15 protein-coding genes are annotated in these 21,505 nt (G+C 73.1%); 7 read left to right on the top strand and 8 right to left on the bottom strand.

Features of this window, described 5'->3' with window-relative positions; genetic code table 11:
• Positions 1-28: 28 nt before the first annotated feature.
• Genes ACFXMF_RS36485 through ACFXMF_RS36465 form a run of 5 tightly spaced genes read right to left on the bottom strand, consistent with a single transcriptional unit; the run spans position 29 to position 11,585 of the window.
• Positions 29-1,015 (bottom strand): hypothetical protein, encoded by a 987-nt coding sequence (locus tag ACFXMF_RS36485; protein ID WP_380020991.1) that lies wholly within the window; start codon positions 1,013-1,015, stop codon positions 29-31.
• On the bottom strand, positions 1,012-4,680 hold the full coding sequence (locus ACFXMF_RS36480) for a DUF5682 family protein (protein ID WP_379991578.1): 3,669 nt from the start codon (positions 4,678-4,680) through the stop codon (positions 1,012-1,014). Before ACFXMF_RS36480 ends, ACFXMF_RS36485 begins: the two co-directional genes overlap by 4 nt.
• Before the next feature lie 4 nt (positions 4,681-4,684).
• Complete coding sequence (locus tag ACFXMF_RS36475) at positions 4,685-5,845, bottom strand: AAA family ATPase (RefSeq protein WP_360308716.1); 1,161 nt, start codon at positions 5,843-5,845, stop codon at positions 4,685-4,687.
• Positions 5,845-10,737, bottom strand: coding sequence for a hypothetical protein (locus tag ACFXMF_RS36470; RefSeq protein WP_379991579.1), 4,893 nt, complete (start codon positions 10,735-10,737; stop codon positions 5,845-5,847). Before ACFXMF_RS36470 ends, ACFXMF_RS36475 begins: the two co-directional genes overlap by 1 nt.
• Positions 10,734-11,585: a DUF4132 domain-containing protein gene (locus ACFXMF_RS36465; protein ID WP_360308710.1), complete on the bottom strand. Its 852-nt coding sequence runs from the start codon at positions 11,583-11,585 to the stop codon at positions 10,734-10,736. Before ACFXMF_RS36465 ends, ACFXMF_RS36470 begins: the two co-directional genes overlap by 4 nt.
• A 224-nt stretch (positions 11,586-11,809) precedes the next feature.
• Here ACFXMF_RS36465 and ACFXMF_RS36460 point away from each other — a divergent pair, with 224 nt between their 5' ends.
• From ACFXMF_RS36460 to ACFXMF_RS36450, 3 genes are all read left to right on the top strand, one after another.
• Positions 11,810-12,106, top strand: coding sequence for a hypothetical protein (locus tag ACFXMF_RS36460; RefSeq protein WP_360308707.1), 297 nt, complete (start codon positions 11,810-11,812; stop codon positions 12,104-12,106).
• 116 nt (positions 12,107-12,222) lie between these two features.
• Complete coding sequence (locus ACFXMF_RS36455; RefSeq protein WP_360308705.1) at positions 12,223-12,465, top strand: chaplin; 243 nt, start codon at positions 12,223-12,225, stop codon at positions 12,463-12,465.
• 133 nt (positions 12,466-12,598) lie between these two features.
• Complete coding sequence (locus tag ACFXMF_RS36450; RefSeq protein WP_360308702.1) at positions 12,599-12,961, top strand: VOC family protein; 363 nt, start codon at positions 12,599-12,601, stop codon at positions 12,959-12,961.
• Positions 12,962-13,055: 94 nt separating this feature from the next.
• On the opposite strand, the gene ACFXMF_RS36445 is transcribed toward ACFXMF_RS36450, so the two are convergent.
• From ACFXMF_RS36445 to ACFXMF_RS36435, 3 genes are all read right to left on the bottom strand, one after another.
• Positions 13,056-14,030 carry a sugar kinase gene (locus tag ACFXMF_RS36445; RefSeq protein ID WP_380020989.1) on the bottom strand — a complete coding sequence of 325 codons (975 nt, stop codon included), beginning with the start codon at positions 14,028-14,030 and terminating at the stop codon, positions 13,056-13,058.
• A 124-nt stretch (positions 14,031-14,154) separates the two neighbouring features.
• Entirely contained in the window at positions 14,155-15,351 is a 1,197-nt protein-coding gene (locus ACFXMF_RS36440; protein ID WP_379992616.1) for an alanine racemase, read from the bottom strand.
• A complete protein-coding gene (locus tag ACFXMF_RS36435; protein ID WP_360308693.1) occupies positions 15,348-16,211 on the bottom strand; it encodes an IclR family transcriptional regulator in 864 nt (287 codons plus the stop codon). The genes ACFXMF_RS36440 and ACFXMF_RS36435 overlap by 4 nt, the downstream gene beginning before the upstream one ends.
• A 496-nt stretch (positions 16,212-16,707) precedes the next feature.
• On the opposite strand from ACFXMF_RS36435, the gene ACFXMF_RS36430 reads away from it, so the two are divergent.
• Genes ACFXMF_RS36430 through ACFXMF_RS36415 form a run of 4 tightly spaced genes read left to right on the top strand, consistent with a single transcriptional unit; the run spans position 16,708 to position 21,472 of the window.
• Positions 16,708-18,000 carry an extracellular solute-binding protein gene (locus tag ACFXMF_RS36430; protein ID WP_360308690.1) on the top strand — a complete coding sequence of 431 codons (1,293 nt, stop codon included), beginning with the start codon at positions 16,708-16,710 and terminating at the stop codon, positions 17,998-18,000.
• 4 nt (positions 18,001-18,004) lie between these two features.
• Positions 18,005-18,970 (top strand): carbohydrate ABC transporter permease, encoded by a 966-nt coding sequence (locus ACFXMF_RS36425; RefSeq protein ID WP_380020987.1) that lies wholly within the window; start codon positions 18,005-18,007, stop codon positions 18,968-18,970.
• Entirely contained in the window at positions 18,967-19,857 is an 891-nt protein-coding gene (locus ACFXMF_RS36420) for a carbohydrate ABC transporter permease (RefSeq protein WP_379992741.1), read from the top strand. The genes ACFXMF_RS36425 and ACFXMF_RS36420 overlap by 4 nt, the downstream gene beginning before the upstream one ends.
• A 4-nt stretch (positions 19,858-19,861) precedes the next feature.
• Positions 19,862-21,472 (top strand): beta-N-acetylhexosaminidase, encoded by a 1,611-nt coding sequence (locus tag ACFXMF_RS36415; RefSeq protein ID WP_360308684.1) that lies wholly within the window; start codon positions 19,862-19,864, stop codon positions 21,470-21,472.
• The last annotated feature ends 33 nt before the right edge of the window (positions 21,473-21,505 follow it).

The raw sequence follows: 21,505 nt of genomic DNA, 5'->3' as shown, positions 1-21,505 counted from the left end.
TGTTGTTGGGGGGGTCTGTGTTTTTTTTTTAGCCCCGGGGGGGGCGCGCGCCGGGGGCGTGGGGGGGCGCCCCCCCCGGGCCGGGGGGGGCCCGGGCCCCCCCGGCGCGGCCCCCCCCGCCGGGGGCGACGTCGCCGATGGTGCGCAGGGTGCCGGTCGGGTCGACGGTGGTGGTCACCGCGCCCGCGAAGCCGCGGGCGGTCAGTACGGGTTCGGTGAACAGCCCGTACAGCCGCAACGACCCGGCCGGTGCGTAGGCCCGGCGGGAGGTGCCGCGCAACGCGTCGAGGGCCGGGGCGGTCCCCCCCGTCGAGGTGCGCAGGAGGTGCGCCACGTCGAGCAGTTCGCGCAGCGCGGCGACCAGGTCGGTGAGCCGGTACGCGGGATCGCCGGCCCGGGCGGTGCGCAGGCCGGTGGCCACCGCGACGGCGGCGGCGGACGCCCGGTGCAGTCCGGCCAGGCGTGCGGTGTGCGCGGCGCGCAGCAGGCCGGCCTGGAGGACGGCGCCGGCGGTGTCGACGCCGGCGTCCACGATCGCGGCGCCGGCCGTCCACAACGCGTCGGCGGCGGCGCGTTCGGCACCGGTGGGTTCGGTGCCGGCGCCGGGCTCCGTGCTTGCGGCGGCTTGGTGCGGGGTTGTGGCGGTGTTCGGGTCGGGGGTCTCGGTGGTGCTCGAAGTGCCTTGGGGGTCGGGGGTGTTCGAGGTTTCCGGGGTGGGTTCGGCATCGGCGACCGGGGCCGAGGCGGCGGCTGCGGCGCGGTGTACACAGGCCGGAGCGAGCAGGCACGAGCAGTGCAGGTCCTCGGCGCGGGTGACCGATCCGGTGGGGATGGACAGGGTCAGTTCGGCGTCCTCGCCGACGGTGATCCGTACGGTGTCGCCGTCGCGGGAGACCGGGTACGCGGCGAGCTTGTCGATCGCGGCGTCCAGGCGTTTGCGCAGGCGCGGGGTGAGCGCCTCGATGATGCCGGCGGTGACGTCCGGCGCGACCGGTGGTAGGCCCTGGGTGCTCATCGGACCTTCTCTCCGACCCAGCGGGCCAGTTCGGTGGGGCTCAGGGCGGCGACCGGCATGCCGGCGGCGACGAGGCTGCCGGCGACGGCGGCGGAGTAGCGCGGGCGACCCGCGTCGTCCAGGCTCGCGCAGCCCAGGATGTGGCAGCCGGAGGAGGCCAGGGTGCGTACCTCGGCGAGCAGGCCGCCCAGGGGGTAGCCCTCCTCGAAGTCGCTGATCACGGTGATCAGCGTGCGGGAGGGCACGGTGACCAGTTCGCGGGCGGCGCGCAGGCCGGCGGCGATGTGCGTGCCGCCGCCGACCTCGACCTCCAGGAGCAGGCCGAGCGGATCGTGCACGTGCTCGGTGAGGTCGATCACCTCGGTGGAGAAGGCCAGGAAGTGAGTGCTCAGCGACGGGACGCCGGCCAGGATCGACGCGGTGAGCGCGGACCAGATGGTCGATGCCTCCATCGAGCCGGACACGTCCACGACCAGGATCAGCCGCCAGTCGTTGCTGCGGCTCGACCGGGTGCGGAAGATCGGCCGCTCCGGGACCACGACCACGGTTCCGTCGGCCGTGCGGCGGGCGGTGCCGAGGTTGGCGCGCAGGGTGCGCGGCAGGTCCAGGGCGCCGCCGGGACGGCGGGTGGGGCGTGGGGTGGTGATGCCGGTGAGGGCAGGTCGCAGCCGGGTGGCGAGTTCGCGGGTGAGTTCGGCGACGATCCGGGAGATCAGCGGGCGCAGCAGCGCGAGTTTGGCCTCGGGGAGGCCGCCGGCGTGGGCCAGCACGGTTTTGAGCAGGTCCACCGAGGGGCGGGCCGCGGCGGGGTCGAGGTGGGTGAGGACGTCGGTACGGCCGGCTGCCGCGGCGGCGGCCAGGACCTCCTCGCGGATGTCGGAGCCGAAGAGGGCGATCAGGTCCTCGGACCATTCCCGGACGCCGGGGTAGGGGGCCTGTCGGCCGCCTCGGTCGCCGTTGCCGAGGTCGCTGCGGGAGCCTTCGCCTCGGCCGGTGCCGTAGAGCTCGTCGAGCGCGGTGGCCATCTGCCGGGCGTTGCCCTGGAGGTGGTCGGAGCGGCGGCCGAGGATCAGTTTCCAGCGCTGTTGTGGGGGGATGGCCGCGGGGGCGTCCTGGTGGGGTCGGGATTGTGCCCACCCGCTCACCGGGCCGGCGGCGGGAGTTGCCGCGGGCGCGGGGGCGGCGGCCGGCTCGGCAGCGTTCGTGGGGGTGGGTGGGGGAAGCAGGGATCGGTGGGCCAGGGCCTGGTGGGCGGTCAGGTCGGCGGAGGTCCAGTGGGCCAGGGCGATCGGGTCGGCGTCGGTGTCCACCCGGTCGCCGAGGTGGTCGGCCACCGCGTCGAGGACGCGGTCGCGGGCGGCGGGGCTGAGTGTGTCGAAGCCGCCGCGCAGGGCCGGCAGCCGGTCCAGGAACGGGCGGTCGGCGAGGGTGTCGACGCGGTCCAGGAGAGCCGCCAGGACCGGGCCGCCGGTCTGCAGGAGCGGGCCGGCCGCGGTGAGCAAGCCGGTGAGCCGGCGGGTCAGGTCGGCCCGGGCGGCCGGGGTGGTCGCGGTGTCGAGCCACGAGCCGATCCGGTCGCCGAGGTCGGCCGGGTCCTCGTGGCCGAGCAGGACGCGCACGGCGCCGGCCGCGGCGGACATCAGCGGCGAGCCGTCGGCGGCCAGTCGGGCCAGTCCCGTGGTCAACCGGATCCCGCCGAACGTGTCGGCGCGCTCGGCCAGATCGGCCAGGGCCCGGGCATCGGCGGGGTCGTCGGATCCGGTCAGACCGTCGAGGTGGCGGACGGCGGCGGTGAGCAGGGTCTGGGTGACGTCCTCACCGGCACCGGGACGCGTGTCCGAGTCGGTGCGGGCCGGGTCGAGGGTGCCGGGGGTGGCGGCGGACACGGCGTCGGGGCGCGTCGTCGACTTCGGGTCGGGGGGCGCGGTGGCGGTGGGTGGGGTAGGGGGTGTCGGGTCGGGGGTTCGGGGGGTGGCGCCCAGGTGGCCGGCGTGGATGCGGTCGGTCAGGGTCAGGGCGGTGAGCAGGTTCGGCAGGGTGGCGATGGTGGGCAGGGTCTGGCCGGTCTCGTTCAGTCGGGTGGCGGTCAGGTCGGACAGGCCGCACGCGGCGGCGCGTTCCAGGCCGGTGAGGATCTGTTCCGCCGTGGGGCCGCCCTCGTCGAGTTCGGCTCGGTGTTGTGCGCGCAGGGTGCCCTCGGCGGCCTGTTCCGGGGTCACGCCCCGGACGCCGGCCGCGTCCAACAGGGCCGCCACGGACGGGGTCCAGCGCACCCGCCAGCGGGTGGTGACCGCGTCCGCGCCGCCGGCGCCGACCACCGCGACCGGTTCGGCGTACGGGATCCGACAGGTCGTCAGTTGTTGCAGGAGCAGTTCGCGCCGCCGGTCCAGGTCGCTGCGCAGCGGGTCCAGGCGCAGGTCGCGTTCGGCCGGGTCGGCGGGGCCGGGCAGGCCGAGTTCGGTGATCCGGCGCTCCACCTCGGGGCCCAGGCCGCTGCGCGGTGCGGCCGGCGCCGGGCGGCCGGCTCGTTTGCCGACCAGGACACGTTCGAGTGCGCGGGCCACCGATCGGCCCCGGCCCAGCGGCTCGCCGTGGGTGAGCACGGTCTGTACCGCTTCGAGCAGTTCGCCACGGCCCGCCGCGGGCAGTCCGCGCAGGTTGGCCAGGTCGCCGGCGAGCCGGACGATCTCGCGGGCGTCGGCCGGTCCGCTGGGGTGGCCCTGGCCGCGCAGGTCGGTGCAGATCCGCACGGCCGCGGCGATCAGCGCCTCGTGCAGCGCGGCCGGGTCGCCGCCGGATTCCAGTACGCGTTGCTGCCATTCCGGGTCGCGGATGCCGGCCGGGTAGCCGGAGCGGGCGTCCAGGAGCGGGTAGGTGTACGGGATCAGCGACATCGTGACGTCGGCGATCTCGGCGGCGGGTGTGGTGGTGTCCGGTTCGGACGGGGCCGGTTCGAGCAGCGCCGGTGCGTGGAACGCGCCGAGCACCACTGCGGCACGCGCGCCGGTGGTGGTCGCCTCGTGCAGCGTGGCGCGCATCCACGCCTCGCGGCGCAGGTCGACCGGGTCCACGGTGCCCGCGTCCCGGCGCAGGGCCCAGCCGACGGTGAGCGCCGCCCGGCGGATCGCCTCGGCGGTCGAGCCGGGTGCGGTGGCCTCGACCAGCCGGTCCCACAGATCGTCGCCGGCCCGGCCGGTGAGCCGGTCGCGCAACGCGGCGTGCAGGCCGCCCGCGCCGGTCTCCGCTCCGGCCTCCGCGCCCTCGCCGTCGGACGCGCGGTCGGTGCGGTCCCATCCGGGGTGGCCCAGCGGAAGGTCGCACGGGATCGCCGGGACACCGTTGCGGGCGGCCCAGCGCAGCGCGGCCAACTCCGGCGAGAAGTCGGCGAACGGGTAGAAGCCGAGGCCGCCCCGGCCGGTGCCGGCCAGGGCGATCGGCGCGCGAGTGTCCTCGTGTGCGAGCCATTGCAGCCAGGGCGCGGCCTCGTGCGGCAGTTCGACAAGGAGCACGTCGGGGCGGGCCGCGTCCAGCAGGGCCGGGACGGCGGCGGCGAGCGAGGGGGCGTGGTGGCGCACCCCGATCAGGTAGGGCTGCCGGGACGCCGCCAGGCGCTCGGCAGCCGGACGGGCCTCGTCGATGGGCCCGTCCGTACGTGTGGTCGACACCTCGTCAGCCCTCCAGGACTCCGCGCAGGTCCCACAGGGTGCGCCAGGTGGCCGAGCCGTGTTCCGCGCGGCGGCGCACCGCGGCGTCCCAGTAGGACAGGAGCCGGGCGGCGTCGGCCGGGTCGTCCTTCTTCGCGACCCCGAGCAGGTGTCCGGGGAGCAGGCTCAGCACGTCCCGGTCACCCGGGAAATAGGCCGCGGCCAGTGCGAGCGAGGACGCCACCGAGACCGCCTCGGCGGTGCTCAGCACGGTGGAGGGGCGTTCGATCTCCCATCCCTCGGCGGAGCGGCCGGTGCGCAGGTCACGAAACGCGGTGACCAGTACCTCCAGCACCGTGTCGTCGACGGCGTAGGCCGTCCCGGTGCGTTCCACCGCGGCCCGGGCCTGCCGGCGGACCAGCGCGATCTCCGCGTCGTGGTCGCCGATCGGGCCGACCGTCTCGAAGTTGAACCGGCGCTTGAGCGCGGCGGACATCTCCGAGACGCCCCGGTCGCGCAGGTTCGCGGTGGCGATCAGGGTGAACCCGGGTGCGGCGTGCACCTGGGCGTCGGCGCCGCCCGCGAGTTCGGGGACGGCGATCCGGCGCTCGGACAACAGCGAGACCAGCGCGTCCTGCACCTCGGGCAGGCAGCGGGTGACCTCTTCGATCCGGGCCACCGCGCCGGTGGTCATCGCGGTGAGCACCGGCGAGGGCACCAGGGCACCCCGGCTGGGGCCCTGGGCGAGCAGCAGCGCGTAGTTCCAGCCGTACTTGAGCTGGTCCTCGGTGGTGCCGGCGGTGCCCTGCACGGTGAGTCCGCTGGTGCCGCACACGGCGGCGGCCAGCAGTTCGGACAACATCGACTTGGCGGTGCCGGGCTCGCCGACCAGGAGCAGGCCGCGTTCGCCGGCGAGGGTGACCACGCAGCGCTCGACGAGGGCACGTTCGCCGACGAACTTGGCGCCGATGGTCAGGGCCCGCGGCAGGCCCTCGACCGGTTCGGGCAGCTTGAGTTCGTCGCCGCTGCCCATCACGAAGATGACCACCGCGCGCGGGGTCAGTCGCCAGGCGGGCGGGCGCGGGCCGCGGTCGTAGGCGGCCAGGAAGGCGAGTTCCTGGGCGTACAGGTCCTCGGGGGGTTGTATCTGGCGCGCGCTCGTGGCGGGTTCGGTTGCGGTTGCCATCAGCGGCGGCCCTTCCGGGTGGTGCGGGTGACGAGTTGTTCGAAGCCTGGCGCATCGCCGTCGAGCACACGTTGCCAGGCCCGGCGGAACAGTTCGGGGACCGGGCGGTCGGGCACGATCACGGTGTGCGTGGGCTGCGGGTACAGCCCTTCCTTCCAGGTCTCCAGGGGCAGCGCCGGGTTCTTCAGCGCGCTCCAGCCACCGGGCACGAACAACGTGCGTCCGGCGCGCGAGCGCTTGGCCTCGACGACCAGGTCGGTGGCCGCGAGTTCGGCGCGGGCCTTCTTCAGCCGTGCGGGCTTCCAGCCGGTCCAGCGGGCCACCTGACGGTCCGTGGGGTCCGGCAGGGCGAGCAACTGGAGGTAGAGGATCGCCGCGTCCTCGCCGAGGCCGTGCGTCTTGGCCACCTCGGCGACCAGGTCGGGCACCGCGTACGCCGGGTCCTGGGGGATGCCGGGCGGGCCGTCGGCGCGCAGGAGTTCCTCGAAGGCCGGGTCCAGGATCCGGCGGAACGCCTTCAGGCTCGCGGAGTTCGCGGCGCCGCGGAGCGCGATCAGCCGGTCGAACCACGGGTCGTCGGCGCCGGTGAAGCCGGCGGGTCGCACCTCGGCGAACTCGCTGTCGCCGTACCAGGGCCGGAGCCAGAAGCGGTCCTCGATGCGCAGCACGCCGTCCGGGTCCGCGCCGCCGGTGGCGGGCAGGCCGACCGCCTCGCGCAGCAGGGTGGCGGTGGAGCCGCGCTCGGCGTACTCGATGTCCAGGTCGAAGACCAGGCCCGGGTCGGCCAGCCGGGTGCGCAGCATGCCGAGCGCGTGCGGCAGTTGGGCGCGCAACGGGTCGCCGTAGGGCAGTCGGTAGGCGAGCCAGACGAGGGCGGACACCATGTGGTTCAGGACGTTGCCGCTGGGCACCGCCTGTGGGTCGGAGGCGAGCAGCCGGCCGTCCTTGTCCACCGTGTGGGTGGAGGTGCCGGTGATCCACCGGAACGATTCCGGCGTGAGCACGTACTCGAACGAGGCCGGGGGGATGCCCCGGGCGTCCGCCGCGACCTCCTCGGACAGGCGCAGCACCCGGCCGAACGCGGCGTCCCACGCCCGGCAGCCGGCCGCGAGGTCGGGGCCCGTCGTCCACAGGGTGGGGATGTCCGACACCTGCTCGGGAATCAGCGCGCCCAGGACGCCGGCCCGCGCGCCGGCGTCGAGCCGGTCCAACTGCTCGCGGGCGTTGGTCGCCTCGGCGGCCTTGAGTCCGAGCACCGCTCGCCGGTCCTTGTCCAAGTCGTCCGCGACCATGCCGGCCAGCAGCACGCTCGCCTCGGCCCGGCCCAGGCCGGTGCCCTCGACCAGGGCCGGCACCGCCTCGGGCCGCCACGGGAGGGGCCCGTTCGTGCGGATCCCGTCCAGCACGGCGGCGACCCGCTCGGCGGACATCGGCTCGACGTAGCGGTGTTCCTCGTGGGTGGTGAAGCCGTCGATCGCGTCGAATCGGCCCGAGGGGTCGTGGTCGAGCGCGACCCAGTGGTCCTTGTCGTTGCCGTAGGTGTACTGGCTGTCCAGGATGAACACCGTACGGTCGCCGCGCCGGATGGTGCGGCCCTGCCGCTTGTGCTCCTTGTTCTTCTTCTTGGGGGATGGCTCGCACAGGACGACCGTGCGCAGCGTCCCGGCGGGAGTGCCCAGCGGCCCGGCGGTGAGCGCCTGCAGGATCACGAGCAACGACGCGCGGTGCTCCTCGGAGGTGAACGGGGACAGGGCGCGGGCGAGCAGCGCGGCGCGGCGGTCGAGCAGTTCGTGCCAGCCGAGCTGCGGATGGGTGAGCCGGACGTCCTCGACGGTCCACTCGGCCGGGCCGTCGGTGCGGGTCAGCGCCTCGGCCACGGCGGTGATGTGGTTCACCGTGGTCCACATGGTCCCGCCCGAGCCGTAGTAGCCGGAGCGGCCGATGCCCGCGGTCCCGGCGAGCGCCGCGCGCAGCTCGTCGTCCCTGCCGTGCTCGGGGCCGGTGGGCACCTCGCGGGTCTTCTGCTCCTTGACGGTGATCCTGCCGAAATCGCGCAGCCGGCCGGCGAGGCGGGCGGTGGTCGAGGCCAGGGTGGCGACGCTGCGGACCAGTCCGGCGTGCCCGAGCTCGGGCAGCAGCAGGCGCACCGGGACGATCCGCACCGGGTCGGGCCGGTTGGCCTTGGACTTGTCCCCGGACTTCTTGGCGATGGCGTACTCGGCCTGCGCCCGCTCGTGGTCCGCGTGCACCTCGGCGACCAGTGCGGCGGCGCGCTCGGGGGTGAGCGCGCGCAGGGCCAGCGAGCCGGCCTCGTCGCGAGGTCGCAGCGCGTGCCAGAACGCGACCTCGGGGACGATCCGGCTGCCGGTGGCCAGCTCGATGCCGCCCTGGTTGCCGATGCAGTAGCCGAGCAGCACGTCACCGGACCACAGCGACACGTTGCCGTTCTCGAAGACCACCGTCGGGGCGGCGCCGCCGGGCAGGCGCAGCGTGCCGATCGGCACCTCCTGCGGCATGCCGTCGCCGTGCCGCCGGTTGCGCACGGGGGTGCCGACGGTGCGCCCGTCCACCGATCCGGCGGTGACCGTGTCGCCGTCCACCCGGACCCAGTGGCCGAGCAGCGTGCCGTCGGTGCCCAGCGGGCTGTTCTCCAGGCCGGGCAGCAGCGGCAGCAGTTCGCACCGGTCGACCACGAGCGTGCCGCCGTCGGCGACTGCGGCGGCGAACGGGGCGGGCAGCGAGGCGCGGCCGTGGATGCCGGTGGCCGGGTCGTACTCGGTCCACTTGCGGTCGCCGCGGTCGAAGTCGAGGGACCAGTGCGTGGTGCCGTCGGTGAGCACGCCGCGACGCGGCGGCACCTTGGTGTCACCGGCGTACAGCGGGCGGCCACCGGTGGTCCGGCCGCCGTCGGGCAGTTCGAGGGAGAGCCGGGTGTCGCTGTCCGAGCGGCCGAAGCCCTCGCCGGCGAGCAGGAACGTCTCGGTCGGGCGTCCGGACCAGTAGCCCTCCCAGTCGTATTCCTTGTTGTACCAGGCGACCAGGAGTTGTCCGTCGACGTAGCGGTACTGGACCCGCTGCCAGGTCACGCGTTCCTTGGGCAGGCGCGGCTCGTGCACGAGCAGGATGCCCTCGGGACCGACCACGACCGCGCGCTTCTCGGTGGAGAGCACGAGCGCGGGCCACGCCTCGTCGACGACGATCTTGTGCTTGTGGCCGAACATCCCGGCGGCCTCCTCCAGGGCCGGCCAGCCGAGTTCGTCGTAGACGCCGGCCCGCAGCGTGTTCCTCAGCAGGGCGACCGGGTCGAACGCGCGGACCCGGGCGACCACGTCCGGGGTGACCTCCTCGGCCACCGAACGGAACCCGTTGAGCACCGAGAATTCGCGCTCGGCGGCGGGCAGGCCGGCCGCCGAGGTGACCTTGGCGCCCTGCTCGGTCAGCCAGTTCGCGAGCACCCCGCGCAACACCGGATGCTCGGCGGTGGCCCTGTGGTGGTTGCTCTTGAGGTTGCCGATCGCCCGATACAGCAGCGGAAGGTGGCGTTCGTCGGCGGCGATCGCGGCCAGCTCGCGGCGGCCCGCGGCCTGGTCGCTCCACCACTCGTCGAGGTCGAACGAGCCGTTGGGCTTCGGGTCGGCCAGCGGTATGCCCTCGGTCAGGGCCACGTCCAGCAGGTCGATGTCGACGCCGGCGCGCCAACCGTTGCCGTTGAACAGGTCGACCGGCACCGCCTCGGCGCGCAGCGCGCCCGCCATCCGGACCATCAGTTTCGCGGTGCGCTCGTTGCGCGGGCTGTAGCGCCAGCCGCGTCGGGAGTGCGCGGCCCAGCGGGCGAGCCACTGGGCGCGGGCGCCGGGCGCGAGGTCGCCGTCGGCCAGCAGGTCCAGGGTGCCCGCCTCGGCGAGCAGGTCGAGCCAGAATCCGTCGAGGTCGGCGTCCTCGACCGTGCCGCCGGGGGTGGGCAGGATCTCCAGCAGGCGGGCCCGCACCTCGGGCTCGGCGGCGGCCAGCGTCGCCAGCGGCTTGCGGTTGACCTTCCAGAAGGACAGCGGCGCCCGGCCGATCGCCGGTGTGGCGAGCAGTTCGCGCAGCAGGGCGAACTCCTCGACGGTGTGGTCGCCGCCGGCCGCCCGGATCAGCGCACGGGCGTCCTCGGCCAGGCCGGCGTACGGCGGCATGCCCGCGGTGCAGCGTTCCACCGCGAGTTGGCGGAACTGCACCCACGCCTGGGCCGGACCCAGGCGCACGGCCAGCGCCTTGGCGTGTTCCTTGAGCGCCTTGGCGGTCAGCGCGCCGGCGAAGGCGAACTCCAGGAAGACCGCGCGCAGCCGCTCCTCCTCGATCGGCAGGTTGTGCACCCGCTCGGCCTCGCGGGCCTTGCCGAAGAAGGCGGACGCGTAGGTCTTGTTGTCGTGCTTGAGGAAGATCCGCGCGGCCTGCTCGTGGAAGGTGGGCAGGAAGTGCGGTACGGCCCGGCCCAGGCGCACCGCCAGTTGGTCGAAGCCGTCCTTGGCCGCGCCGGGCTTGGTCTTGGCCTGGCGGTCCAGCCGCTCGATGTCGCGGACCAGGGCCAGCGCGTGGTGTCCGTTGGCCGGGTCGTTGACCAGGGCCCAGGCCGGGAAGCCGAGTGCCTCGCGGCGGACCTGGCCGACCTCGGGGGCGTCCGGCTCGCGGGCCAGGCCCAGGAAGCCGAGGGCCAGGTCCTCCGCCTCGCCCAGCGTCCCCGGGACCAGCCGGACGATCGGGCGGTCCGCGAACGCGGCGTGCAGGTAGGTGCGCACGGTGAGCGTGTCGATGTCGTCGCCGGTCAGGGTGCCGACCGGCAGGATGCCGCCCGCGTCCAGCAGGCCGCGCGCGTTGTCGGGGGTGGTGCTCGTGCCGGTGGTGTTCATGCCGCGTCCTCCGTGGTCTCGATCGTGCGGCCCGCGTACAGCGCGGCGCCCATGCGCATGCCTTCCGACCAGGCCACCGGCGGGACCCGGTCCAGGGTCAGCGTGCTGCCGCCCTCGGTCCAGGAGACCGATCCGGTCTCGGTCTCCTCGTAGCCGTCGTAGTCGCCCAGCCACATCCGGGCCTCGATCTCGCGACCTCCGTCGAGCACCGTGCACACGGCCTGGCCGCCACGCACCTGGTAACCCGACTGGGTGGCCCGGCCGATCAGGAAGCGCAACTGGTCGTAGCGCCCGCCGGAGAACTCCTCGACGGCGCTGCGGCTGCCGTCCAGGTCCGCGGGTCGGTGCCACACCTCGCGGTAGAGCTGCTGTACGCGCTGCTCGACCCCCAGTTCGACGGCGAACTCGCGCAGGTCCTCCAGGTCCTCCAGCAACACCGGGTGCGGGATCCGGATGGTCTGTGCGTCGAGGTAGACGGTGTCGCCGTCGGGGTCGACGATGCCGACGCCGCGCTCGGGGTCCGCACCGCGCAGGAATCCGGCCACGTCGGCGCCGTCGGCGGTGACCACCAGGTCGCGCAGGACGCGCTGCCAGGAGGGATCCGGCCACACTCGGGAGAGCACCGCGACCGGGACCGGGAGCGAGCCGATCATCCAGCGCTCGACCGCGTCCAGGCAGGTGCGGTCGTGGCGTTCCAGCCACTCGACGAGTTGACGCAGGCCCACCACGGCCGGGTCCTCGGCGAGCTTCCCGGGCACCGACTTCAGTTGCCGCCCCTTGGCATTGCGGCACACCACCTTGCCGTCCTGCAGGGCGACCTCATAGTCGCCCGCCGGGATCCATCCCACGATCGTTCCCTCCACTGCCGTCCGAGAAAGTCGGTGACAACCCGTCAAATGCCAAGCGGCACAAGGCGCCTTGCGCCGGTGACCAGGTTGGCGGGAACGTTAGCCGCCGAATCCGACAGCGCCGTCACCCGACAGGATGAAACCCTGAGGGAAACTGCGGGCGATGGCCGAATATCGCGCCTGCCGGGGAAACTCGCGACGGCGGTTGCACTAACTTCCGTGGAATGACAGTGCCCGCCGTGCCCAGAGGTCTGCGCAGCCTGATTCCCGGCCCCGGGCCGGACGGGGATCCGCTCGGCCCGGCCGGGCCGGCCACTCCCCCGGCGGCCTTCGAACCGGTGCCGGTCGCGGCGCGGACCCGTTCGGTGCTGGACGGACTGGCCCCGGTGGCGGTGCCGCGCGCGGTCGTCGAGGCGACGGCGGAGGTGCTCGGCGCACTGTCCGCGACGGCACCCGCGGAACTCGCCCAGGTCGCGCACGAACTGGCCCTGCGGCTCCGGGCCGCCGCCCATCCGGGGTAATTTGCCCGCCACAACCGCTCGTTCGGTGGTGTCGCCGTATCCGAGAGCCGCCTGGCGCGTTGTGCAGGATCCACCCGCCGCGGGTGGACTGTACGAACCGAAAGGACCGACACAAGATGTCGCGTATCGCCAAGGCCGCCGTCCTGACCGCCACTGTGGGCGCCGCTCTCGCGGGCGCTGCCGGCCCCGCCCTGGCCGGCTCCGACGCGGACGGCGCGGCCGTGGGTTCGCCCGGTGTGATCTCCGGCAACAACATCCAGGTTCCGGTTCACGTCCCGATCAACCTGTGCGGCAACACCGTCAACATCGTCGGGCTGCTCAACCCGGCGATCGGCAACGTCTGCGTCAACCAGGGCTGACCAGGCACCTCGGCCCCGCTCGGTGCGTTCTTCCACGCATCGGGCGGGGCCGTCCCATGCGCCGGGGCGGATCGGGTCGGCGCCCGGCCGGAGGGGATTGGCGGCGGCGCGGCGATGGAGTAGGCATGCGCGCATGACAACCTTCGCCCTGCACCACGTACAGCTCGCCATTCCGGCCGGCAGCGAGGACGCGTGCCGCGCCTTCTACCTCGGCGTCCTGGGCATGACCGAGGTCGCCAAGCCGCCGGTGTTGGCCGCGCGCGGCGGCCTGTGGGTGCGCGCCGGCACGCTGGAGATCCATCTCGGCGTCGAGGCCGACTTCCGACCCGCGCGCAAGGCGCATCCCGGCATCCTGGTCTCCGACCTGGACGAGGTGATCGCCCGGCTCACCGCGAACGGCACCGAGGTCGTCCCCGACGGCGAGTTCCCCGGCCATCGCCGGTGCTACGCGCAGGACGCGGTGGGCAACCGGCTGGAGTTCCTCCAACCGCTGTGACCGACGCGGCCACCGGCGTCGGTGCGGATCCGCTTGTGGACCGCGGTGGTTCGCACCCCCGATCGACCTCTCGGCGAGCCGGCGGGCCGGCGGTTCAGCGGGCGACCGCGTCGTCGCGTCGGAGCAGTCGCAGTTCGTCCCGGCGGGGCAGTCCCTCCCAGTCGCCGGGCACGGTGACCGCGAACGCGCCGGCCGCGGCGGCGGTGGCCAACCGGGCCGCCACCGTTGCGCCCTCGACCAGTTCGGCGAGATAACCGGCGGCGAACGCGTCGCCCGCGCCCACCGGGTCGACCTCGTCGACCCGGTGGGGCGGCACGTCGTGCACGTGGCCGTCCACGATCGCGACGGCGCCGCGCGCACCCTGCTTGAGCAACACCTGGCCGGGGCCGAGCGCGCCGAGTTCGCGGGCGAGGTCGAGCAGCGGGGTGTGCGCCGGCGCCTTGAGCACGAGGCGGGCCTCCTCCTCGGTGGCGAACACGATGTCCGCGGCGGCGGCCAGTGCCCGCAGTTCGGCCGCGGCGTCCTCGACCGACCACAGCGCCCGTCGATAGTTGACATCGAGCGAGACCGGTACGCCGGCCGCGTTCGCCTCGGCCACGGCCGCGCGCACCGCCGCCCGCGCGGTCGCGGACAGTGCGAGCGTGATGCCGGTGACGTGCAGGATCCGGGCGGAACGCACCAGCGCGGGATCCACATCCTCGGGACACAGCCGCGAACCGGCGCTGCCCGCACGGTAGTAGCGCACGTCGGTGACCGCGCTGGTCCGCCGGGCCTTGACCATCAGCCCGGTGGGCGCGTCCGGGTCGACCACCGCGCCGCGCGTGTCCAGCCCTTCGCCGCCGAGCACGCTCAGCACCAGCCGGCCGAACTCGTCGTCGCCGACCCGACCGATCCAGGCGGCCCGCCCGCCGAGTCGGGTGACCCCGATCGCCAGGTTGCTCTCGGCCCCGCCGGTGGCGACGTCGAGCGTGCGGGCGTGCCGCAGCGGGCCGATCCGCGGCGCGGTGAGCAGCACCATGGTCTCGCCGAGCGTGACCACGTCCGGGACTTCCCGGGGTTCGGCGCTCATGATGTCCTCTCGCCGGATGCGCGTCGTCGGTGGCATCGGATTCGGGATCGACGCGTCGATCCGGGGTGGGTTCGGTCCGGCGCCGAAACGGTGCCGGGGGTCGGCGCCGGTTCCGGCGGCCGGGTCAGAAGTGGGTGTTCAGCACGTCCACGACGCGGTGGTCGTCGTCCACCACCGGCACCGCGCGCCACTTGTCGAAGGCCGTACAGGGGTGCGAGATCCCCAGGCAGACCAGCTCGCCCGGGGCCATCGTGCTGTCGCCGAGGTCGACGTAGGCGTGCTGGTCGTCGAGCCTGACCACACGCGCCGGCCCCGCGTCGCGCAGTGTCCCGTCCAGCGCGCGCACCCGCAACGGGATCGGCAGGTCCTGGTCGAAGGGCACGTCGCGCCGACCCGCGCCGAGTACGGCAAGGCCCGGCTCGGGCGCGGAGACCACCTGGGCCCACACCTCCAGGGCGCCCGCGAGCGAGCCCTCCTCGGGGTGCCGCACGAACGGCGTCACGCGGGCGTACAGGCCGTCGTCGTGCGAGACGTAGGCGCCGCTGCGCAGGATGATCGTGCGGTCGGCGAGCGGCTCGCCGTCCGGCGCGAGCACGTCCACGACCGCGTCGAACCACGCGCTGCCGCCCGCCGAGACGATCGGCGTGCCGGGCACCAGGTCGGCGATCCCGTCGGCCAGGGCCGCCAGTTCGCGCAACCAGCCGGACACCGCGGCGGCGTCCGGCAGGCCACCCTCGTAGCCGGCCACGCCCGCCACGGTCAGCCCCGGCACCGCGGCGGCGACCCGGGCCAGTTCGACGCCCTCGGCGATGCTCCGGCAGCCGGTCCGCCCACCCGGGCGACCCAGCTCGATCAGTACCGACAACTTCCCGCCGGGCACCGCCGCCAGCGCCCGGCCGGCCACCTCCACGCCGGCCCGCGAGTCCACGTAGAACAGCAGGTCGGGCCGGGTCGCGGCCCAGCGCAGCACCTTCTCGTCCAGCACCTCGTTGGCCAGGATGATCCGCGGCACCCGGAACCGGTGCGCGGCCAGCGCCTGGTTCGCGGTCGCCACGGTGATCCCCCAGGCACCCGCGGCCAATTGCTCGGCGAACAGCTCGGGCGACATGGTCGTCTTGCCGTGCGGTGCGAACAACACGCCGTGGCGCACGGTGTACTCGGCCATCGTGGCCACGTTCGCGAGCAGCGCGGACTTGCGCGCGACCATCACCGGCCAGGTGAACGGACCGTCGAACAGGCTGTGTTCGGCGGCCCCGAGTTCGTCGTCGGTGAGTTCCTCATACGGCAGCCAGGTGCCTTTGGTGTACGAGTCGAGGGTCATCGGGTCGCTCCCAGGGTGCGCGATACACGGAGGGCCGCCGCCGCGACCGCGGGTCCCAGTTCACGAACCCGCGCGGCGGTGACGCGGGACGTCAGACCGGAGACCGACAGCGCTCCGACCACGACGTCGTTGTGATCGAAGATAGGCGCTGCCACACAGCGCACCTCGGGCTCGTTCTCCCGATCGTCGACCGAGTAGCCCCGGTTGCGGATCCGGGCCAGTTCGGTGCGCAACAGCGTGGGATCGGTCAGGGTGCGTGCGGTGACGGTGGGCAGGCCCGCGTCGACCACCTGGGTGAAGATCTCCTCGGGCAACCAGGCGAGCATCGCCTTGCCGACGGCCGTGCAGTACATCGGCGCGCGGCTGCCGATCCGCGAGGCCATCCGCACGGCGGTCTCGTTCTCGACCTTGTCGATGTAGACGATGTGCGGCGCGTCCGGGACGCACAGGTGCACGGTGCCGCCGGCCTCGCGCATCAGCCGGTGCGCCTCCTCGGCGGCGGCGGTGCGCAGGTCGATGCCGGCCAGGTACGCCTGGCCGAGTGCGAGCGCGCCGGGGCCGAGGCGGAAGTGGCCGTGCCGGCGGTCGCGGGCGAGCAGTCCGGTGTCCAGGAGCGGCTGGGCCAGCCGCAACACGGTGCTCTTGGACAGACCGAGCGCGTCGGCGAGTTCGGTCAGGCTCAGGCCCTCGGCGCCGGCGTGGTCGCGGACCTGCTCCAGGACGGCGAGGGCGCGGCGCAACGACGCGGACTGGTTGCGCGGCGGCGGCGACTCGGGGCGCGCTCCGCCTCGGGTCTCGCCGCGCGATTCGCTCGATGCGTCGTCGGTGCCGCGCTGGTGCTCGTGGATGCTCACTGGCATGTCCTCAGGACGACCCGACAAGGTGTCCGGGCGTGTGACCCGTCGGGGCTCCGGACGAGAGTACGGGGGCGGCGGCCGCCGATCCGTCGGTGCCGCCGAGCACCTGCCCGCCGCGCGGCCGTACGTCGTACATGGCGCGCCCTCCCTGTCCTGGTGTCGTTCGTGTCGTTCGCGTCACGTCCCGCGCCTTCGAGCGAGTCGCAAACGTTCGGTGTCGAGCGGATGGCCGTCGGATCGACCGAGCAGGGACGTTACGTGTCCGTGAGCACCCGGTACCACTTTCGCAGCACACAGTTTTGCAGTGCACAACGTTCGCCGGGACGCCTTGTCGGAACGCGGCGTCGCTTTCTAACGTCCCGCTCACGCCGCACCGGACTGTTTCCCCTTGCGGCCCGTTCGTGTCGATTGATGCAGACGTCCAGACGTACAGGCCGACCCTCGGGTCGCGGCATCGCCCGCGGTCGCTCCGGCCTGCCTCGCCGCAGGAGGAATTGTCGTGAAGATCCGGAGTTTGGCCGCCGTCGCAGTGGCCGGCATCGCGCTGGCGGCGTGCGCGCCGGGCACGGCGTCCAAGTCGAAGTCCGCCGACGAACAGACCGGCACGCTCAAGGTGTGGCTGTACGACGAGGCGAACCGCGCACCGAAGGAGAAGGTGGTCAACGCGGCGGTCGCCGACTTCAAGACCGCGCACCCCAAGGTGAACGTCGAGATCGGCTACATACCCACCGACGCGGGTCCGCGTGCGGAGAAGATGAAGGGCGCGTTCAACGACCCGAACAGCGCGCCGGACGTGGTCGAATTCGGCAACACCGACCTGTTCGGCTACGTCGCGGCCGGCGGCCTCGCGGACATCTCCGCCGACCTGGGCAACTGGTCGGAGGCGGGCGACCTGCCCAAGGACCTCAAGGACACCACGCTGGTCGACGGCAAGACCTACGGTCTGCCGTGGTGGCTGGGCCTGCGCTCGCTGTACTACCGCACCGACGTGTTCACCGAGCTCGGCCTCAAGCCCCCGACCTCGTACGCCGAGCTGGTCGAGGCCGCGAAGAAGGTGCGCCAGGCCAAGCCGGACATGCTCGGCATCGCGGTCGGCGGCAAGTACACCTTCGGCGGCCTGCCCTTCCTGTGGGCCAACGGCGGCGAGATCGCCACCCAGCAGGGCGGCAAGTACGCCGCCGCGATCGACTCGCCGCAGTCGCAGGCCGGCGTCAAGGCGTACACCGACCTGTTCGGCAAGGACATCTGTCCGCCGCAGCAGTGCGCCGACCTGACCGGCGGCAAGACGGTGGAAGCCTTCGCGGCCGGCACCGCGGGCATGGCGATCCTGCCCAACTCCTCGCGCAGCGCGGTCGAGGCGGGCGTGGCCAAGGGCAAGTACGCGGTCGTCCCGCTGCCGGGCACCACCCCGGGCTCGATCGCGCCGGCCTTCTCCGGCGGCAACGACCTCGGCGTGATGAAGTCCTCGCAGCACCGTTCGCTCGCGGTCGACTTCATGAAAATCCTGGGCGGCAAGAAGTACCAGCTCCAGATGTTCGACGCGATGGGCAACCTGCCCACGCTCGCCTCGGCGCGCGGTGACGTGGTGGCCAAGGACCCGTGGCTCAAGCCGTTCATCGACACCCTGAACGCGGGCACCAAGTTCGTGCCCAAGGACGCCGCGTGGGCCAAGATCGACTCGCAGTCGGTGGTGCCGACCATGTTCCAGAAGGTGGTCACCGGCAAGTCCGACGTCCCGGGCGCGACGGGCGAGGCCAAGACCGCGATCGACAACGCGTTCGCCGGGAAGTAGCACGGTGACCACGACCACCACGCCCGCGCGGGCGGACCGGCCGGCCACGGCCCCGGTCCGCCCGCGCGGCGGCGCGAAGAAGACCACGGCCGGGCGGCGTCGTTCGTGGATGCCGTTCTGGCTGCTGCTGCCGGCCGCGGCCATCCTGATCCCGCTGTTCGGCTACCCGCTCTACCAGCTCGGCCTGCTGTCCTTCCTCGACTTCGGCCAGCCGCAGGCGTCGGCGGGCGAGGTCGCCGAGTTCGTCGGCTTCGACAACTACTCGACCCTGCTGGGCGACGACCAGTTCTGGGACGTGTTGGTCCAGACGGTGATCTTCGCGGCGGCCTGCGTGGTGGCCACCCTCGTGGTGGGCGCGGCGCTCGCGGTGCTGCTGACCCGGATCGGCAAGTGGCCGCGGCTGCTGCTGCTGTTCGCCGCGCTCGGCGCGTGGGCGGCACCGGCGATGACCGGCTCGACGGTGTGGATGTTCCTGTTCGACACCAACCTGGGCCTGGTCAACGAGGTCCTGGGTATGCAGGGCCACAACTGGTTCTACGAGAAGTGGTCCGCGTTCGCGCTGGTCGGCGTCGTGGTCGTGTGGCACTCGTTCCCGTTCGTGATGATCTCGCTGTACGCGGGCATCGAGTCGATCCCGGTCTCCGTCCTGGAGGCGGCCCGGCTGGACGGCGCGTCCACGTGGACCACCTTCCGGCACGTGATGTTGCCGATCCTGCGGCCGATCCTGACCATCGTGGTGATCCAGTCGATCATCTGGGACTTCAAGGTCTTCACCCAGATCTACGTGATGACCGGGGGCGGCGGCATCGCCGGCCAGAACCTGGTGCTCAACGTGTACGCGTACCAGAAGGCGTTCGCGTCCTCGGACTACAGCCTGGGCGCGGCGATCGGCGTGTTGATGACGCTGATCCTGCTCGTGGTCACGATCTTCTACATCCGCGCGCTGCGTCGCTCCGGGGAGGAGCTGTGAACAGTACGTCCGCCGTACGCCCGGTCGGGCCGCGTCGCGTCAGGGGCGACCGCAAGGTGTCCCGGCGCATCGCCAACATCACCGCGATCGTGATCGCGCTGGTCACCGTGTTCCCGCTGTACTGGATGGTGCTCTCCGCGCTCAAGCCGGACGGCGAGATCAACTCGGTCGACCCGCGGCCGTGGACGTGGCATCCGACGCTGGACAACTTCCGCGACGCGTTCGGGGTCAGCGGCTTCGGCGGCTACTTCCTCAACAGTCTGATCGTGGCCACCGTGGTGGTCGTGCTCTCCGGCCTGGTGTCGTTCCTGGCCGCGGTGGCGCTGACCCGGTTCCATTTCAAGTTCCGCACCACGATCCTGGTGATGTTCCTGGTCGCCCAGATGGTGCCGGTCGAGGCGCTGACCATCCCGCTGTTCTTCCTGGTCCGCGACATCGGCACGGTCGCGCCCGGGTTCGGGCTCAGCACGCTCGGCTCGCTGATGCTGGTCAACCTGGCCTTCTCGCTGCCGTTCGCGATCTGGATGTTGCGCGGCTTCGTCAAGGCGATCCCCGAATCGCTGGAGGAAGCCGCCCGGATCGACGGCGCGAACCGGTTCACCATCCTGTGGCGGATCCTGTTCCCGCTGGTGGCGCCCGGGCTCGCGGCCACGTCGGTGTTCTCGTTCATCACCGCGTGGAACGACTTCGTCTTCGCCAAGACGTTCATCCTGGACACCGACCACCAGACGCTGCCGGCGGCGCTGATGGTGTTCTTCAAGCCGGACGAGAACGATTGGGGCGGCATCATGGCCGCGTCCACCCTGATGACCATTCCGGTCCTGATCTTCTTCGTGCTGGTACAGCGGCACCTGGTCTCGGGGCTCGGCGGAGCGGTGAAGGACTGATCCGGTGACGACGTTCCCTGCGAACCTGTCCGTGGTGCCCCGGCCCGTTCGGGTCGTGCCCGGGGCCGGTGCCTTCGTGTTGACGGAGACCACCGGGCTGACCCATCCACCCGAGCTGGCCGCCGAGGCGGCCTGGTTGCGCGGTGCGCTCGGCCCGGCGACCGGGTGCCTCCTGGCGTCCGGTCCGGGTATCGCCCTGGTCCTGGACCCGGCGGGGCTGCCGGCCGAGGGATACCGGCTGGAGGTCACCACGTCGGCGGTCGAGCTGCGCGGCGGCTCGGCGGCCGGGGTGTTCGCGGGCCTGCAGACGCTGCGCCAACTGCTGCCGGCGAACGTGTTCCGGCGCGCCCGGGTGGGCACCGACCGATGGGCGCTGCCGGTGGGCGTGATCGAGGACGAGCCGGCCTTCGCCTGGCGCGGGGTGATGCTGGACGTGGCCCGGCACTTCCTGCCCAAGCAGGACGTGCTGCGCTTCGTGGACCTGATGGCGGTGCACCGGTTGAACGTGCTGCACCTGCATCTGACCGACGACCAGGGCTGGCGGATCGAGGTGCCGCGGTGGCCCCTGCTGACCTCGGTGGGCGCGTGGCGCACCGGCAGCATGCGGGGGGCGCGGCAGCACGAGACGTTCGACCAGCGACCGCACGGCGGCTACTACACGGGCGAGGACCTGCGCGAGATCGTCGCGTACGCGGCCGATCGGCACATCACCGTGGTGCCCGAGATCGACCTGCCGGGGCATACGCAGGCGGCGGTGGCGGCCTATCCGTCGCTCGGCGCGGTACCGGTGGAGGGGGTGCGCACCCGGTGGGGCGGAGTGTCCGACGGGGTGCTCGCACCGACCGAGGAGGCGCTGGGCTTCTGCCGCGACGTGCTGGCGGAGGTGTGCGCGATCTTCCCGTCCCGGTATGTGTGCGTGGGCGGCGACGAGGTGCCGACCGAGCCGTGGGAGCGGATGGGGCATGCCGACCCGGGCTCGCTCGGCGGCTGGTTCGTTGGCGAGTTGGCCGTGATGCTGGCCGCGCACGGGCGGCGACTGTTCGGCTGGGACGAGGTGCTGGGGGGCGGGGCGGCGGTGCCCTCGGACGCGCTGATCGGCGGCTGGCGCGGCGAGCACGGCACGATCGCGGCGGCCCGGGCCGGGTTCGACGTGGTGGCGTGCCCGGACACCTCGGTGTACTTCGACTACCGCCAGGGCGAGGACGTGGACGAGCCGATTCCGGTGGGGCCGCTGTTGACACTGGCGGACGCGTACGCCTTCCGGCCGGTGCCCGCGGCGTTGTCCGCCGAGGAGGGCGCGCGGGTGTTGGGTGGGCAGGCGCAGATCTGGACCGAGCACATGGACTCGGTGCGGCGGATCGACTACATGGCCTTCCCGCGGTTGTGCGCGTTCGCCGAGGCGGTGTGGTCGGGTCCCGGCGACTTCGCCGAGTTCGCCGGGCGGTTGACGTCGGCCCACCTGGCCCGGCTGGACGCGCTGGGGGTGGAGTACCGGCCGTCGGAGGGGCCGCATCCGTGGCAGACCCGACCGGACGCCCCGGGGTGGCCTCGGGAGCGGGCGGATCGCGAGGCGGAGTTGCTGGAACTGACGAAAAACATCCGGGCAGACATCTGACGCCATGTCAGTTACCGTCGGCCGGTCCTGCTT

It is taken from the genome of Embleya sp. NPDC059213, assembly GCF_042754445.1.
In the GTDB taxonomy this organism is placed as follows: domain Bacteria; phylum Actinomycetota; class Actinomycetes; order Streptomycetales; family Streptomycetaceae; genus Embleya.
Note: the sequence above shows the minus strand (reverse complement) of the source record. Positions and strands in the feature narration are given on the sequence as shown.

What these genes read in the sequence shown, in the direction of transcription:
- ACFXMF_RS36485 (WP_380020991.1), bottom strand. Translation starts at nt 1,015, where the DNA reads ATGAGCACCCAGGGCCTACCACCGGTCGCGCCGGACGTCACCGCCGGC.
- ACFXMF_RS36475 (WP_360308716.1), bottom strand. Translation starts at nt 5,845, where the DNA reads ATGGCAACCGCAACCGAACCCGCCACGAGCGCGCGCCAGATACAACCC.
- ACFXMF_RS36470 (WP_379991579.1), bottom strand. Translation starts at nt 10,737, where the DNA reads ATGAACACCACCGGCACGAGCACCACCCCCGACAACGCGCGCGGCCTG.
- ACFXMF_RS36460 (WP_360308707.1), top strand. Translation starts at nt 11,810, where the DNA reads ATGACAGTGCCCGCCGTGCCCAGAGGTCTGCGCAGCCTGATTCCCGGC.
- ACFXMF_RS36455 (WP_360308705.1), top strand. Translation starts at nt 12,223, where the DNA reads ATGTCGCGTATCGCCAAGGCCGCCGTCCTGACCGCCACTGTGGGCGCC.
- ACFXMF_RS36450 (WP_360308702.1), top strand. Translation starts at nt 12,599, where the DNA reads ATGACAACCTTCGCCCTGCACCACGTACAGCTCGCCATTCCGGCCGGC.
- ACFXMF_RS36445 (WP_380020989.1), bottom strand. Translation starts at nt 14,030, where the DNA reads ATGAGCGCCGAACCCCGGGAAGTCCCGGACGTGGTCACGCTCGGCGAG.
- ACFXMF_RS36440 (WP_379992616.1), bottom strand. Translation starts at nt 15,351, where the DNA reads ATGACCCTCGACTCGTACACCAAAGGCACCTGGCTGCCGTATGAGGAA.
- ACFXMF_RS36435 (WP_360308693.1), bottom strand. Translation starts at nt 16,211, where the DNA reads ATGCCAGTGAGCATCCACGAGCACCAGCGCGGCACCGACGACGCATCG.